Here is a 15,498-nt window from a genome sequence, read left to right on the forward strand (position 1 = left end):
GAGCCCTCCGAACCGGCGGAATCGGAGTCCGATTCCACGGAGCAGGAGGGGACGACACTCCCGGAGACGGCAGGTGGAGCGCTTGCTTCGTGTGTGGGTGCCGCGGGCACCGGAGTCCTCTCGTTCGGCCTCGACGGCCAGGAAGGGTCCGGCGCCGAGAACTGGTGTGGTTGAGCGACCCATAATACCGGTGGATGTCCGGTTCCGTGGAACAGGACACCCACCGGCACATCAGGATGCGGTTGTCACCAGCCGGCCGGCAGCGGGCGGCCCTCGGCGAACCCGGCGGCGGACTGCACACCGAGCACCGCCCGCTCGTGCAGTTCCGCCAGCGTCCGCGCGCCCGCGTACGTGCACGTGCTGCGCACACCCGAGCAGATGTGGTCGATCAGGTCCTCTACGCCGGGACGTTCCGGGTCCAGGCGCATCCGGGAACTTGAAATACCCTCCTCGAACAGGCCTTTCCTGGCACGGTCGAACGCGGTGTCCGTGGCGGTGCGCGCCGCGACCGCACGCTTGGAGGCCATGCCGAAGCTCTCCTTGTACACATTGCCGGACTGGTCCACCCGCAGGTCGCCGGGCGACTCGTAGGTGCCCGCGAACCACGACCCGATCATCACGTTCGACGCGCCCGCGGCGAGCGCGAGAGCGACGTCGCGGGGGTGACGGACGCCTCCGTCGGCCCACACGTGGGCACCCATCGCGCGGGCCTGCGTGGCGCATTCCTCGACGGCGGAGAACTGCGGCCTGCCCACCCCGGTCATCATCCGCGTGGTGCACATCGCGCCCGGTCCGACACCGACCTTCACGATGTCGGCGCCGGCGTCGATCAGGTCCCGGGTGCCGGCCGCGGACACGACGTTGCCGGCGACCAGCGGAACACCGAGGTCGGCCTTCTTCAGTGCGCCGAGGACGTCGATCATCTTCTGCTGGTGGCCGTGCGCGGTGTCGACGACCAGCAGGTCGGCCCCCGCGTCCACGAGGGCGCGGGCCTTCGCGGCGACGTCGCCGTTGACGCCGACGGCCGCGGCGACCCGCAACTTCCCGTTGCCGTCGACTGCGGGCTGGTAGATGCCGTCCCGGATGGCGCCGGTGCGGGTGAGGACCCCGGCGAGGGTGCCGTCGGGGTGGACGATCACGGCGAGGGAGTCGTGCTTGCCCTCGAGGAGTTCGAACACCTCTCGCGGCGACGCGGAGTCGGGGGCGGTGACGAAGTCGGTGAGCGCCACCGAGCGCAGTCGCGCGAACCGGTCGACGTCCGTGCAGGACGCCTCGGTGACGACACCGACGGGGCGGTCGTTCTCGACGACGACCACGGCGCCGTGCGCCCGCTTCGGCAGCAGCGCCAGGGCGTCGGACACGGCGGCGTCGGGACCGAGCGTGACCGGGGTGTCGGCCACCAGGTGCCTGCTCTTGACGAACGACACGGTCTCCGCGACGGCGGGCGCCGGAAGGTCCTGGGGGAGAACCACCAGGCCGCCGCGGCGGGCGACCGTTTCCGCCATGCGGCGACCCGAGACCGCCGTCATGTTGGCGACGACGATCGGAATGGTGGTGCCCGATCCGTCCGAGGTGGCCAGGTCGACGTCGAATCGCGACGTGACCTCGGTGCGGTTCGGCACCAGGAACACGTCGTCGTACGTCAGGTCATAGGGAGGGCGATGCCCGTCGAGGAACTGCACATGTCAGGACGATACCGGGGAAGTTGCGGCGGTGTCGGATGTCCGCTGGGCCTGCGACCTCGACAGTCCGATCGTGGCGACCAGCATCACCGCGACCGCACAGCCGACCACCACCAGTCCGGGGCCCGCGACCCGCAGCCGCTCGTCGAGGACGGTCATGCCGAGGAAGACGGCGGCGAGTGGTTCGGCGATGGTCAGCGCGGGCAGCGACGCGGACAGCGGCCCCACCTGGAAGCCGCGCTGCTGCAGGTACACCCCGGCCAGGCCGGCGGCGACGAGCGCCCACGCCTGCCAGCTGCTCAGGACCGCCCACAGCCCGCGGGGGACGAGTTCGACGACGTACTTGGTGAACGCGACCGCCACCCCGTACAGGATGCCGCCCGCCCCGCCGAGCAGCAGCGCCCGCCATCCGGGGTCGATCTTCGACATCCCCGCGGCGGCCGCGGCCGCCACCACGGCGAGGAGGATACCGAGCGGCACCACCCATTCGCGGAACGGGGCGTCGATGTTGCCTTCGGTGGGGTCGCCGATCACCAGGAAGATCGCGAGCGCGACGGCCAGCGCGACGGCGAGGGCCCAGGTGGTGCGGCTGAGCCGGTACCCGGAGAACTTCGCCGACAACGGCAACGCGAACAGCAGCGCCGTCACCAGCAGCGGCTGCACCACGAGCACCGATCCGAGCGCCAACGCCACCGCCTGCATCGCGTAACCGCCGCCGTCTCCGACGAAGCCGGCCCACCAGCGGGGACTGCGCAGCAGGGTGGTCATCAACCCGGCGTCCTCGGGGACCGCGGACGCCGCACTCTGCTGAGCGACCGACGCGCACGCGAACAGCAGCGCCGCGATCAGGGCGCACACGATCGACGCGAACGGCAGGGACATGCCTCTCAGTGTGCCCCGCGGTTGCGGTGTCCGTGCGGAGTTGACGCAGGTCCGGGTTTCCGACCGCGTCGGGCCCCGGCCCGCGGTGCTCCGCCGTCCCCGGGGCGGCCGTGGCGGGCCGGGCGACCCCCGGTGTCGTGCGCCTGCCTGCCCTTCTTCGGGGTGTCCTGCGCCGGTGCCCGGGTGTCGGGCGCGGGGACCGCCTTCCCGGTGGGGCGGCGGGCGCCGGTGATCTCGCCCAGCACCGTGTCGCCGGGCCGCACCCACACGCCGTCCACCTCGATCCCGGCCTTACGGGTCAGCTTCTCCACCTCGGCGCGTTCGTCCTCGGTGACGAGGGTGACCACGACGCCGGACTCGCCGGCGCGGGCGGTGCGTCCCGCGCGGTGCAGGTAGTCCTTGGGGTCGGCCGGGGGATCGACGTGGACGACGAGCGAGATGTCGTCGACGTGGATGCCCCGCGCCGCCACGTCGGTGGCGACCAGGACCGGGGTGGTGCCGTCGGCGAACGATGCGAGGGTGCGGGTGCGGTTGTTCTGCGCCTTGCCGCCGTGTAGGGCGCCCGCGGAGATGCCCGCCTCGTGGAGTTGCTGCGCGAGCCGGTCCACCCCGTACTTGGTGCGCACGAACATGAGGGTGCGTCCCGCGCGTGAACCGATATGTGCCACAACGGATCTCTTGTCGGCCCTGTCGACGAACAGCAGGTGGTGGCGCATGGTGCTCACCGACGCGGTGACCGGCGCCGTCGAGTGGGTGACCGGGTCTCGCAGGTACCGCCGGACGAGGGTGTCGACCTCCCCGTCGAGCGTCGCCGAGAACAGCAGCCGCTGACCGTCCGCCGGGGTCTTGTCGAGGATCTTCGTGACCTGCGGCATGAACCCCAGTTCGGCCATGTGGTCGGCCTCGTCGAGCGCCAGCACCGTCACGTCGTCCAGCGACACCGACCCCTCCGCCATGTGGTCGGCGAGGCGCCCCGGCGTCGCGATCAGCAAGTCGACGCCCCGCGACAGGATCTCGACCTGACGTTTGATGGGAATCCCGCCGACGACGTTCGCCACCCGCAACCCCACGGACAGGGCCGGTTCGTCCAGCGCGCGCTCGATCTGCAACGCCAGTTCACGGGTGGGCACCAGGACGATGCCGCGCGGGAAGCCCCGCCTGCTCGCGGCGCCCTTGAGCCGCACCAGCATCGGCAGTCCGAAGGCGAGGGTCTTCCCGGAGCCGGTCGGCGCGCGGCCCAGGACGTCGCGGCCCGCGAGGACGTCGGGAATGGTGGCCGCCTGGATCGGGAACGGCGCCCCGATGCCGCTGCGGTCGAGGGCGTGGGTCATCACCGCGGGGAGACCGAGCGCGAGGAACGTCTCACCCACCGGTGCGGGTGAGGAGAACTCGTCGTCGGGCATATCGAGAAGGCTACCGCCTCCCACGCGGGGCCTCCGACGCCTCGGCCGTGACGTACACGGGGTACGTCACGGCCGGGGGCGGGGCAGTCGGCGAAGCTCAGGCCTGCACTTCGCTGCGGTCACCGCTCCAGAGCGTGTGGAACTTGCCCTCGGCGTCGACCCGCTCGTAGGTGTGGGCGCCGAAGAAGTCACGCTGCCCCTGCGTCAGGGCCGCGGGCAGCCGCTCCGCGCGCAGGGCGTCGTAGTAGGACAGCGACGACGCGAACGCCGGCACCGGGATCCCGAGCAGCGTGGCGGTGGAGACCACCCGGCGCCAGCTGTCGATGGCCGTCTCGATGGCGTCCCGGAAGTACGGGGCCAGGATGAGGCTCGGCAGCTTCGGGTTCTCGTCGTACGCGTCCTTGATGCGGTTGAGGAACCGGGCGCGGATGATGCAGCCGCCACGCCAGATGGTCGCGAGGTCGGCGGGGTGCAGGTCCCAGTCGTATTCGGCGCTGCCCGCCGCGATCTGGTCGAATCCCTGCGCGTAGGCGACGACCTTCGACGCGTACAGGGCCTGCCGGATGTCCTCGGTGAACTGGGCGGCATCGGTGGGCTTGTCGGCGAGTACGCCGGACGCCAGCCCGACCGCGGCCTTGCGCTGCTCGCGGGACCCGGACAGGGCGCGGGCGAAGACGGCCTCGGCGATCCCGGTGACGGGGACACCGAGGTCGAGCGCGGACTTGACGGTCCAGCGGCCGGTGCCCTTCTGCTCGGCGGCGTCGACGATCACGTCGACGAGCGGCTTACCGGTCTTGGTGTCCTTCTGCCGCAGCACCTCCGCGGTGATCTCGACGAGGTAGCTTTCGAGGTCGCCGCCGTTCCATTCGGTGAACACGTCGGCGATCTTGCCGGCGTCGTACCCCAGGGCGGAGCCGAGCAGGTTGTACGCCTCGCCGATGAGCTGCATGTCGGCGTACTCGATGCCGTTGTGCACCATCTTCACGAAGTGACCGGACCCGTCGGGGCCGATGTGCGTGCAGCAGGGGGTGCCGTCGACCTGCGCGGCGATCGACTCGAGCAGCGGTCCGAGGGCCGCGTAGGACTCCTTCGGTCCGCCCGGCATGATCGACGGACCGTTGAGCGCGCCCTCCTCGCCACCGGAGATGCCGGCGCCGACGAAGTGCAGGCCACGCTCCCGGAGGGAGGCCTCACGGCGGATCGTGTCCGTGTACAGGGCGTTGCCGCCGTCGATGATGATGTCACCGGGCTCCATCGCCGCGGCGAGTTCCTCGATGACGGCGTCGGTGGGGTCGCCGGCCTTGACCATGATCAGCACGCGGCGCGGCTTCTGCAGCGCGCCCACGAACTCCTCGATCGTCTCGGTGCGGACGAAGTCGCCCTCGCTGCCGTGCTCCTCGATGAGGGTGTCGGTCTTGGCGATGCTGCGGTTGTGCAGTGCGACCGTGTGACCGTGCCGGGCGAAGTTGCGGGCGATGTTCGAGCCCATGACGGCCAGTCCCGTGACGCCGATCTGGGCGCGGGCACCCTCAGTGTTGTCGATAGTCATGGATACAGCATTCCCTCTCGCTCGGCGGTAGTGAAATCGGCGGCTACGAAAACCTCGACCGCCTAAGCCAAACATACGAAGGCCGGCCGTCGCACGTGCGACGGCCGGCCTTCTCTCACAGTTCGATATTCGGTTGTCCGATCAGCGATCGATCAGCTGCGGCGCTCACGCCGCGGGCCGTCGAAGCCGTCGTACGAGCGACGCTCCGTACGGCTGCGGAATCCGCCGCCGGTCGACGCGGGGCGCCGCTCCGACGTGGCCGCGGGGCGATGATCGTCACGGCGGTCGTCGCGACGATCATCGCGGCGGAACCCGCCCGCCGCACCGCGGTTGTCGCCGAAGTCGCGGCGGGGTGCGCTGCGGTCGAAGCTGCGCTCGCCGGTACCGCGGTGGCTGTCGCCGCGGTCACCGAAGTCGCGGCGCGGGGCGCTGTTGCCGCCGCCGTACTCGCGGCGCGGTGCGCTGTCGCCGAAGTCGCGGCGCGGCGCCCGATCGTTGAACGACCGGTTGTCCCGGTCACCGCGGTACCCGCCACCACGGTTGTCACCGTCGCGCTGCGGGCGGTCACCCCGGTAGCCGCCGGACCGGTTGTCGGTCTGGTCGCCGCGCGGGCCGCGACCCTCGAAGCTGCGACCACCCGACGGACGGTCGCCGCGGTCGCCGCGGTCGCTGCGATTGCCGCGGTAGCCGCCGCCGTCGCGGCCGGCGTATCCGCCTTCACGGCGGGGTCCGCGGTCACCGAACTTGCGGTCGCCGCCACGCTCGCCGCGGGAGTAGGTGTCGCGCACCGGTTCTCCGCTGGGCGCCTTGGCGCCGGTGATGCTGGCCAGCTTCTCCGAGCCGGGGGTGACGGGCACGGCGGTGGCGTCGACGCCCGCCATCCCGGTCAGGCGGCGGAACGTGCGCTTCTGGTTGGGGAGCACGATCGCGACGACGGTGCCCTTCTCGCCTGCACGGGCGGTCCGGCCTGCACGGTGCAGGTAGTCCTTGTGGTCGGCGGGCGGATCGACATGCACGACCAGGTCGATGCCGTCGACGTGGATGCCGCGGGCGGCGACGTCCGTCGCGACGAGCACGGGGGTGCGGCCGTTCTTGAAACGTTCGAGGACACGGGTGCGCTGGTTCTGCGCCTTGCCACCGTGCAGCGCCTCGGCGGCGATTCCCACCGCGCGGAGGCGGTCGGTGATGCCCTCGCAGCCGAGCTTGGTGCGGGCGAACATGATCGTGCGGCCCTCGCGGGCACCGATTTCCGCGAGGACGTTGTCCTTCTGGCCGCGGTCGACGAGCAGCACGTAGTGCTCCATCGTGTCGACGCTGGCGCGACCGTCCTCGGTGGAGTGCTGCACGTGGTCGGGCAGGAACTGACGGACCAGCGACTGCACCTCACGGTCCAGGGTGGCCGAGAACAGGAGACGCTGGCCGTCGGCGCGGGTCTCACCGAGGATCGCCCGGACCTCGGGCAGGAAGCCCATGTCGGCCATCTGATCGGCCTCGTCGAGCGCGGTGATCTCGATGGAGTCGAGGATGCAGGTGCCCTGACGCAGGTGGTCGTTCAGCCGGCCGGGGGTGGCGACGAGGATGTCGACGCCGCGGCGCAGCTGGTCGACCTGCTTGGTGAACGGGGTGCCGCCGACGGCGGGGCGGACGGTCAGGCCCATCGCCCCGGCGTACGAGTTGAGGGAGTCGACCACCTGGAATGCGAGTTCACGGGTGGGAACGAGCACCAGTGCGCGGGGACGCTTCGGTGCGGGCCGGTCCTCGTGCCGGGACAGGCGGGTGAGCATCGGCAGGCCGAATGCGAGGGTCTTGCCCGATCCGGTCTGTGCGCGGCCGAGGACGTTGGTGCCGGCCAGCGCATCGGGGACGGCCAGCGCCTGGATCGGCGACGGGACGGTGATGGAGTTGCGGGCGAGGGCCTGCACCAGGGGTGCGGGCAGGCCGATCTCGGCGAACGTCACGGTGGCGTTCTGATCAGGGGTTTCGGTCTCGGTCTGCTCTAGTGGGGCAGACGTCGTCTGGACAGCGTTGGTCACGCAAATACCTCTCCGGGCATAGGGCGCGTCGCGGAGCGGGGGCTGTCATGCAGCACGCACAAAGGGACGAGCCAGGGCACATGTCACCTGGTCAATCCATTCGCGGAAGTGCGGGGAATTGGGCTGTGTGCCGTTTCAGTGTTGATGGGCCGCAGTGGCGACCGTCGACCAGTGTACGCGACGGGGCACCCGGTTATCGAACCCGGCGGGATGTGAGTTCGCCGACTACACGGCGCTGAACAACCGGCTCAGTTCGGTGAGCCAGGGGACGGCGACGGCGATGGTCGGCACCACGAGGATGGCCACCGACGCGGCGTAGGCGGCGAGAGCCACCGGGGTTCCCGCCTCCGAGGAGGCCAGGCGCTGCACCCGCAGCAGGGTGCTGGGACCACCCGCGGCCATGGCGCCCTTCGGGGCGATCGACCCCGAGCAGGCGACGAGTGCGCGGGCCAGTGCGGTCGGCCCGGTGGCGCGGACGGCGGAGTCGTCGGCCAGCATCTCGACCAGCAACTGCACCGACCCCAGCGCGGACTTACTGCGCACGACGGTGGGGAAGGCGGCGTTGACGGCGGTGAACGCCTCGAGGACGAGGTCGTGCCGGGCCCGCAGATGGGACCGCTCATGGGTGAGGATCGCGGTGATCTCCGCGTCGTCGAGGTTGGTGAACGTGCCCTGGCTCAGCACCACCCGCTGGCGCAGACCGGGCAGGCAGTAGGCGATGGGCTCGGTGACGTCGAGGACCCGCAGGTCCGGGGTGCGGGCGAGGGGCGACGACGAGTCGCAGCGGTCGAGGAGGTCGACGAGCATGCGGTGCCGGGCGCGTCTGCGCCGGGTGCGGACTCCGACCTGCACGATCGCGAAGATCAGTTTGGCGCCGACGAGGAGGGTGAGCGCGAAGACCACCACGTAGAGCAGCCACAGGGGCAGACCCAGGGCGTCGATCTCGGCGACCGGCGCCGTGGTGGGGCGCCCGTCCGGTCCGGGGACCAGGAGCTGGCTGGCGATCGCGAGACCCGAACTGAACGCGGACAGAACTGCGGCGAGGGCGATTGCCTGCCACAGCACGAGTGCTGCTCGGGGGGCGCGATGCGGCCATCGGGCACGACTCAGCAGCGCAGGGACAGGCCCTGCGAGAAGAAGTGCGAGTACTCCGAATACCAGCGCGGTGGTGGCGTCCATGTCCTACTCATCATGCATGACGAACGTCAGCCGGCGCGAACGGTTCCCGACTGATTGTCTCCGGTGGACCGCTCCTTGGCCTCGAGCGCGGCGAGGGCTTCGCGGAGCGCGTCGGCCTCGTCGGCGCCGACCTGCCCGACGAAGTGCACGAGTGCGGCCGCGCGACTTCCGGACTTGTCGGCCTGCTGCAGGGCGTCCACCATGAGGCTCGCGACGAGTTCCTCGCGCTGGTGCACCGGCAGGTACCGGTGGGCACGGTCGTCCCGCTGCTGAATGACGAGGTGCTTCTTCGCCAACCGCTGGAGCACCGTCATGACAGTCGTGTACGCGAGTTCACGGCGTGCCGCCAGTGCCTCGTGTACCTGCCGTACCGTCTGCGGGTCCGAAGTGGACCACAGGTGATCCATCACTGCGCGTTCGAGTTCGCCGAGTCCAGCCATAAATTGATTCTACGGATACGACGACGCAGATACGTACTACTGGTAGTAGTAAAACTGCGTCACGGCGTGTGGTATTGGCCATACTCCGAACGGGTGGATTACGGTCGGGTTGGCAGCGGCCGACCCGCCGGGCAAGCGTTCGTTCTCGACATCGCGGAGAGTGGGGACCTGGCGGATGAAGACCGACGACAGCGCGGCGACCGGGCACGGTCCGGCGGCCAGGGTCAAGGGTCAGACCGGGCGGGCGGCGGAACGGGTCTGGGGCGGGGTCCGGGGTGCGCCGGTCAGCATCGCGCTGCTGGTCGTGATCTGGATCCTCGCGATCGCCACGTCCAGTGTGATCAGCGGTCCCTCCCACGACCTGTCGCAGCACGTCGCGATCGGAATCCGGGCGTTCCAGAACGGCTGGGTGTGGACGTTGCTCACAGCCGGGCTGTGGGGCGACGACGTCCTGGCCTATCTGTCGACGACCGTCCTCGTACTCGTGGCGGCCGCACCGCTGGAACGCCGCATGGGGTCGGCGCGGTTCGCGCTGGCCGCGGTCGCCACCCAGGTGCTCGGCGGGCTGCTCGCTCTGTCGGTGGCCGCCGTCGCGAAGGTCGTCGACGCGAACTGGGGTTTCCGGCTGCACGTGGGCATGGCCGTCGGTCCGAGCACGTGGATCGTCGGTGCCGCGATGGTGGCCAGTTCGAACATGGGCACCCTGTGGCGGCGGCGGATCCGCGTCGGCGTCCTCGTGTTCACCATCACGCTGGCGCTGTTCAGTGGGTCGCTACAGGACGTGGTCCGGCTGGCGGCGGCCGTGGTCGGGCTGGTGATCGGCCGCTGGATCGTCGGCCGGTCGGCGCGCGGCGAACGGATCGCCGGCACCCAGCGCGAGGGCCGGGTGCTCGTCGCGATCATCGTGGCGGCCAGCGCGATCGGCCCGATGATCGCGGCGCTGTCCGCGGAGGCGGTCGGGCCCCTCGCCGTGCTCCGCGACCTGTTCCGCGGCATCCCCTACACGGCCGGCGAGGTGCGCGACCTGTGCGAGGTGTCGGCGGCGGACCCCGAATGCCGGCGCGGGCTGCTCGAACTGCGGCTGTCCGGGGTCGGGCCGACCCTGCTGAGTCTGATGCCGTCCCTGTTCCTCCTCACCCTCAGCGACGGCCTCCGACGGGGCCGTCGCTTCGCGTGGGTCGCGTCCGTGATCGCCCAGGTGATCCTGCTGGTCCTGTCGCTGCTGAACTTCGCGGTCCGGTTCGTCGACTCGTTGGACGAGGACTCCCTGTTCTACGGTCTCGCCGACCCGAACCTGTACCGGACGCTGGTGCCGTTCCTGACACCGCTGGCGATCCTGATCGTGCTGCTCGCCACCCGGCGGTTCTTCGACGTGTCCCCCCCGGCGGGCACCTACCGGCGGCTGGCCGTGGTCCTGGTGTCCGTCCTCGCCGGGCTCGCCGTCCTCTACGTCCTCGGCGGGCTGTGGGCGCGGAACGGTTTCGATCCCCGGCCCGGCGTGACGACGCTGCTCGCCGACTTCCCGGAGCGGCTCATCCCGCCCGTGTACCTGCAGTGGCTCGACCCCCGACTGCTGCCGGTGAGCATTCCCGCGACCCTGCTGTACGAGTGGACCGGGGTGGTGTTCTGGGTGGCGGCGTGCGCGCTCGTCGCCGCGACGTTCCTCAGTCCCGCCATCGGATCGGACTCGGAGTCCGCCGAACGCGCACGCGCCCTGCTGAGGTCGGGGAGCGGAAGCCCGCTGTCCTGGATGACGACGTGGCGTGGCAACAACTACTGGTTCTCGGCCGACGGCACCGGCTACGTCGCGTACCGGGTCCTCGCCGGCGTCGCCCTCACCACCGGCGACCCGGTCGGGCCGCCCGACCGGTTGCGGGACAACGTCGAACACTTCGCCGAATTCGCCGCCGCCAACGGGTGGATCCCGTGCTTCTACTCGGTGACCGGTGAGGTCCGCGACGTCACGGACGCCCTCGGCTGGAGCGGCTTCCAGGTCGCGGAGGAGACGGTGCTGGATCTGGGGCAGATCGCGTTCACCGGCAAACGGTTCCAGGACGTCCGGACCGCCCTGAACAAGGCCAAGAAGTCGGGGATCACCGCGGAATGGGTCAGCTTCCCCAGCGCCCCGCGGTCGATCACCGACCAGATCACGGCGATCTCCGAGGAATGGGTGGCCGACAAGGGGATGCCCGAAATGGGGTTCACGCTCGGCGGACTCGACGAGGTGGACGATCCGGAGGTGCGCTGCCTGATCGCCGTCGACGAGGACCGCACCGTCCACGGCGTCACGTCCTGGTTGCCGGTGTACCAGGACGGGCGGGTGATCGGCTGGACCCTCGACTTCATGCGGCGGCGCGCGGAAGGGTTCCGGCCGGCGATGGAGTTCCTCATCGCGTCCGCGGCGCTGAAACTGGAAGAGGAGGGGGCGCAGTTCCTCAGCCTGTCCGGCGCCCCACTCGCCAAGGTCGAGCAACCGGACGGCGACGCCGACGAGCGGGAACGGTCGGAGTCGTCGAGCCTGTCGGCGGTGATGGACAGCGTGCTCGATCTGCTCGGCCGAACCCTGGAACCGGTGTACGGGTTCCGTTCGCTGCTGGCGTTCAAGTCGAAGTTCCAGCCCCGGTACGTGGCCATGCACATGACGTTCGCCGACCCGGCCGCCCTGCCGAGCATCGGCAACGCCGTCGGCAGGGCGTACCTGCCGACGGTGTCGCTGGGGCAGAGCTACCGGCTGGTGCGGACGATGATCGGCGGCCGACGCTGACGGCCGCTACTTCGTCTCCGGCCCACCGACCGCGCCGTACACGTGGCGGGTGCCGATCGGCACCACCAGCGGGCGATCGGACACCGGGTCGGCGATGACCGCGGCCTCGAGACCGAACACCTCGAGCAGGAGTTCGGCCGAGATGATGTCCTTCGGCGCGCCGGCCGCAACGATGGTGCCGTCCCGCATGACGATCAGCTGATCGCTGTAGCGGATCGCGAGGTTCAGGTCGTGGAGCACCATCACCACGGTGCGGCCCAACTCCTCGTGCATCCGGTCCACCAGGTCGAGCACCTCGATGGAGTGCGCCAGGTCCAGGTAGGTGGTGGGTTCGTCGAGCAGGAGGATGTCGGTTCCCTGCGCCAGGGCCATCGAGATCCAGGCCCGCTGCCGCTGACCGCCCGACAGTTGGTCGACGGGACGGTCCGCGAGGTCGGACACCCCGGTCAGCGCGAGCGCCTCGGCGACCTCGCCCTCGTCGTCGGACGACCACTGCCGCAGCCACGACTGGTGCGGGTGCCTGCCGCGGGCCACCAGGTCGGCCACCGTGAGCCCCTCGGGGGCCAGCGGCGCCTGGGGGAGCATGCCCAGCGTGCGGGCAACATCCTTGGTGCGCATCGATCCGATGGCCTTGCCGTCGAGCAGCACCGAACCGCTGCGCGGCTTCAGCAGACGCCCCAACGCGCGCAGCAGGGTGGACTTGCCGCAGCCGTTCGGCCCGATCACCGTGGTGATCACCCCGGTCCGCACCTCGAGGTCGAGGCTGTCGACGACGACCCGGTCGCCGTACCCCAGGCTCAGGTTTTCGGCGATCAGTCGAGAGTCAGTCTGCACGGTCATGCCGAGACCTTCCGATTGTTGCGAACCAGCAGATACAGCAGGAATGGGCCGCCGAGAGCCGAGGTGACGATACCCACCGGCAGTTCGACCGGCAGGATCGTGCGGGCGACGACGTCGCTGCCCACCACGAGCACGGCGCCGGTCAGGGCGGACGCGATGAGCGGCGGGCCGGCGGACCGCACCAGCCGCAGCGCCACCTGCGGTGCGGCGAGCGCGACGAAGCCGACCGGACCCGCCGCCGCGGTCGCGATGCCGGCGAGGGCGACGGCCATGAGCAGGAGCCGGGCCTGCGACCACTGCAGCCGCACACCCAGCGACACGGCGTTGTCGTCGCCGAGGCGGAGGGCGCCCATCGTGAACGACGAGATCACCGCGTAGCCGCCGACGAGGACGACGGCGATCGTGACGGGCCACACCTGACTCCAGGCGGCGCCGTTGAGGGAGCCGTTGAGCCACACCTGCGCCCGCGACGCGTCGTTGATGTCCGCGGAGATCAGCAGCCAACCGGTGACCGCGATCAGCATGGCGTTGACCCCGATGCCGATCAGGATCAGCCGGTAGCCCTCCACCCCGCCGCGCCACGCGAGCAGGTAGATGACCAGCGCGGTGAGCAGTCCGCCGAACAGGGCGGCCAGGGGGATCCCCAGGGTGGCGAGGAGGCCGACGAAGCTGCCGCCGCCGCCGAGGACGATCAGCGCGACCGCGGCGGCGCTGGCACCGGACGTGATGCCGAGGATGTCCGGGCTGGCCAGGGCGTTGCGGGCGATCGACTGGGTGATGGCGCCGGCCAGGCCGAGGGCCATGCCGATGAACACCCCGGTCAGCGACCGCGGCAGGCGGAGGTCCATGACGATGAAGTTCTGGGCCTTCGTGCCGCCGCCGAACAGCACCCGGGTGACTTCGGGGATCGACAGCGGGTAGTCGCCGCGGCCGATGTTGAGGCACAGCACCAGGAACAGCGCCACCAGCAGGGCCACGTTGACGGCGATACCGAGGGGGCGCAGGACCAGGGAGATCGGTCCGAGCCGGAACGCGGGCCGTGCCGGGACGCGGGACGCCGGGGCGGCCCCGACGTCGGGGCGCACTTCGTCTCGAGTGCTCACAGGCTTGCCAACTTTCTGCGCCGAACCAACGCGATGAAGAACGGTGCGCCGAACACGGCCAGCACGATTCCCACCTGCAACTCACCCGGCCGGACCACGACGCGTCCGATGACGTCGGCGGTGACGAGCATGACGCCGCCGAGGAGCCCGGCGTAGGGGACCAGCCACCGGTAGTCGGGGCCGGTGATCGCCCGCGCGACGTGGGGGACCACGAGACCGATGAACGCGATCGGGCCGCACGCCGCGGTGGCCGCACCGGTGAGGAGGGTGATGGCGACGATGCCGAGTGCGCGGCTGGCCGCGATGTTGGTGCCCAGCGACCGGGCGACGTCCTCGCCGAGGCTGAGGACGTTCAGTCCCGGTGTGCTGACGAGGGCGAGGATCAAACCGATGATCAGGAACGGCAGCACCTGCCACAGCACGTCGAAGCCGCGGCCGGCCACCGACCCGACTACCCAGAACCGGTAGGAGTCGAGGCTGGACTGGTCGACGATGATGATCGCGTTGGTCATCGCCTGCAGGAAGAACGCGACGGCGGCGCCGGCCAGGGCCAGGCTCAGTGGGCTCGCCGCCCCGTTCCCGATCGACGACAGCCCGAACACGATGACGCTCGCCGCGAACGACCCGGCGAACGCGAACCACAGGTATTCGCTGGGCGCGCTGAACCCGAACAGGTACATCGACAGCACGACGAGGAACGCGGCGCCCGCGTTGAGACCGAGGAGTCCCGCGTCGGCGAGCGGGTTGCGGGTGTGCCCCTGAATGAGGGCGCCCGCGACACCGAGTGCCATCCCGACGACGAGCCCCAGCGCGGTACGCGGGCCGCGGAGCGTGCGCACGATGATGTCGGTCTGCGAACCGTCCGCATCGAACAGTGCGTGGAAGATCTCCGCGAACGACAACGGCCGCGCCCCGACCGCGACGCTGGCGAGCAACACCAACCCGAGCAGGATCACGAGGACGCCCAGCCCGACTAGCCGACGACGCCGGATCGCCGCGACGGACACATCCTTCTCGCGGACGGCGAATCCCTCGTCGGACGCGGTGCTCTCCCGGACGACCTCGGTTCCGGAACGCCGAAACACTCGCTGCAGCGACCGTTTCGGACCGATCGCGTGGTGGGTGTGCGTGTCGCGGGTGACGAGGCCGACCCAGCCCTTGCCCGAACTCTGCCCGGTGTTGCCTTCGCGGAACCCGCGGTTCCACAGAGCGAGTCCGAGGGCGATCGCGACGGCGGCGCCGCCGAAGACGACCCGGTCGGCCTCCCCGCCGCCGTTGTCGTCGCGGAGGGAGTCGACGATGTACCACCCGACGACGAGGGGGATGGCGACTATCCCGATGTCGAGCAGTCCCGCGAGTGCCCGGAGGTACAGCGGGGCGGGACCGCGCGGGACGTCGCGCTTCCCGTAGGGCTCGTCGGTCGGCAGGTGCGGGATGTCGCTGCCGAACTGTCTCGTCGTCGTCACTGGCGGGGGAAGCTCCTGACGTGTGTGCCGGTGCACCGGATCTGCACTGATTCAACTACTTAGGTTACGGAACCCTATCCCTGATGCCACATCCGGCGGGGCGTCCCGGCCGCGGCTGTCGGCGGGGGTGCCTCACATCACATGATGTCAAGTCTTG

At 70.5% G+C, this 15,498-nt stretch carries 11 protein-coding genes; 1 reads left to right on the plus strand and 10 read right to left on the minus strand.

Going from position 1 to position 15,498, the window contains the following annotated elements; genetic code table 11:
- Positions 1–245: 245 nt before the first annotated feature.
- The 7 genes from ACFVJ3_RS14800 to ACFVJ3_RS14830 form a co-directional block, all read right to left on the minus strand.
- Positions 246–1,682 (minus strand): GuaB1 family IMP dehydrogenase-related protein, encoded by a 1,437-nt coding sequence (locus ACFVJ3_RS14800; RefSeq protein ID WP_378452718.1) that lies wholly within the window; start codon positions 1,680–1,682, stop codon positions 246–248.
- A 3-nt stretch (positions 1,683–1,685) separates the two neighbouring features.
- Entirely contained in the window at positions 1,686–2,564 is an 879-nt protein-coding gene (locus ACFVJ3_RS14805) for a DMT family transporter (protein WP_378452719.1), read from the minus strand.
- A 5-nt stretch (positions 2,565–2,569) separates the two neighbouring features.
- Entirely contained in the window at positions 2,570–3,967 is a 1,398-nt protein-coding gene (locus ACFVJ3_RS14810) for a DEAD/DEAH box helicase (protein ID WP_378452720.1), read from the minus strand.
- A 97-nt stretch (positions 3,968–4,064) separates the two neighbouring features.
- Entirely contained in the window at positions 4,065–5,516 is a 1,452-nt protein-coding gene (gene gndA, locus ACFVJ3_RS14815) for an NADP-dependent phosphogluconate dehydrogenase (protein WP_378452721.1), read from the minus strand.
- A 152-nt stretch (positions 5,517–5,668) separates the two neighbouring features.
- The gene (locus tag ACFVJ3_RS14820; protein WP_378452722.1) at positions 5,669–7,549 is read right to left on the minus strand and encodes a DEAD/DEAH box helicase; all 1,881 of its coding nucleotides are present in this window, start codon (positions 7,547–7,549) and stop codon (positions 5,669–5,671) included.
- Between the two features lie 225 nt (positions 7,550–7,774).
- Complete coding sequence (locus ACFVJ3_RS14825) at positions 7,775–8,728, minus strand: M56 family metallopeptidase (RefSeq protein WP_073366721.1); 954 nt, start codon at positions 8,726–8,728, stop codon at positions 7,775–7,777.
- A gap of 26 nt (positions 8,729–8,754) precedes the next feature.
- On the minus strand, positions 8,755–9,168 hold the full coding sequence (locus ACFVJ3_RS14830; RefSeq protein WP_378452723.1) for a BlaI/MecI/CopY family transcriptional regulator: 414 nt from the start codon (positions 9,166–9,168) through the stop codon (positions 8,755–8,757).
- A gap of 175 nt (positions 9,169–9,343) precedes the next feature.
- On the opposite strand from ACFVJ3_RS14830, the gene ACFVJ3_RS14835 reads away from it, so the two are divergent.
- Positions 9,344–11,932: a phosphatidylglycerol lysyltransferase domain-containing protein gene (locus tag ACFVJ3_RS14835; RefSeq protein ID WP_378452724.1), complete on the plus strand. Its 2,589-nt coding sequence runs from the start codon at positions 9,344–9,346 to the stop codon at positions 11,930–11,932.
- Positions 11,933–11,938: 6 nt separating this feature from the next.
- Here the strand turns inward: ACFVJ3_RS14835 and ACFVJ3_RS14840 are convergent, their stop codons facing one another.
- Genes ACFVJ3_RS14840 through ACFVJ3_RS14850 form a run of 3 tightly spaced genes read right to left on the minus strand, consistent with a single transcriptional unit; the run spans position 11,939 to position 15,341 of the window.
- Entirely contained in the window at positions 11,939–12,772 is an 834-nt protein-coding gene (locus ACFVJ3_RS14840; RefSeq protein ID WP_378452725.1) for an ABC transporter ATP-binding protein, read from the minus strand.
- Positions 12,769–13,875 (minus strand): FecCD family ABC transporter permease, encoded by a 1,107-nt coding sequence (locus tag ACFVJ3_RS14845; RefSeq protein WP_378452726.1) that lies wholly within the window; start codon positions 13,873–13,875, stop codon positions 12,769–12,771. Before ACFVJ3_RS14845 ends, ACFVJ3_RS14840 begins: the two co-directional genes overlap by 4 nt.
- Positions 13,872–15,341 carry a FecCD family ABC transporter permease gene (locus ACFVJ3_RS14850; protein WP_378452727.1) on the minus strand — a complete coding sequence of 490 codons (1,470 nt, stop codon included), beginning with the start codon at positions 15,339–15,341 and terminating at the stop codon, positions 13,872–13,874. The genes ACFVJ3_RS14845 and ACFVJ3_RS14850 overlap by 4 nt, the downstream gene beginning before the upstream one ends.
- Between the last annotated feature and the right edge of the window lie 157 nt (positions 15,342–15,498).

This window comes from Rhodococcus sp. NPDC127593 (assembly GCF_042671975.1).
Taxonomy (GTDB): domain Bacteria; phylum Actinomycetota; class Actinomycetes; order Mycobacteriales; family Mycobacteriaceae; genus Rhodococcus_F.

Bases quoted from the DNA above. Each gene is read 5' to 3' on its own strand.
- ACFVJ3_RS14805 (WP_378452719.1), bottom strand. From the start codon at position 2,564: ATGTCCCTGCCGTTCGCGTCGATCGTGTGCGCCCTGATCGCGGCGCTG.
- ACFVJ3_RS14840 (WP_378452725.1), bottom strand. From the start codon at position 12,772: ATGACCGTGCAGACTGACTCTCGACTGATCGCCGAAAACCTGAGCCTG.
- ACFVJ3_RS14835 (WP_378452724.1), top strand. From the start codon at position 9,344: ATGAAGACCGACGACAGCGCGGCGACCGGGCACGGTCCGGCGGCCAGG.
- gndA (WP_378452721.1), bottom strand. From the start codon at position 5,516: ATGACTATCGACAACACTGAGGGTGCCCGCGCCCAGATCGGCGTCACG.
- ACFVJ3_RS14825 (WP_073366721.1), bottom strand. From the start codon at position 8,728: ATGGACGCCACCACCGCGCTGGTATTCGGAGTACTCGCACTTCTTCTC.
- ACFVJ3_RS14830 (WP_378452723.1), bottom strand. From the start codon at position 9,168: ATGGCTGGACTCGGCGAACTCGAACGCGCAGTGATGGATCACCTGTGG.
- ACFVJ3_RS14810 (WP_378452720.1), bottom strand. From the start codon at position 3,967: ATGCCCGACGACGAGTTCTCCTCACCCGCACCGGTGGGTGAGACGTTC.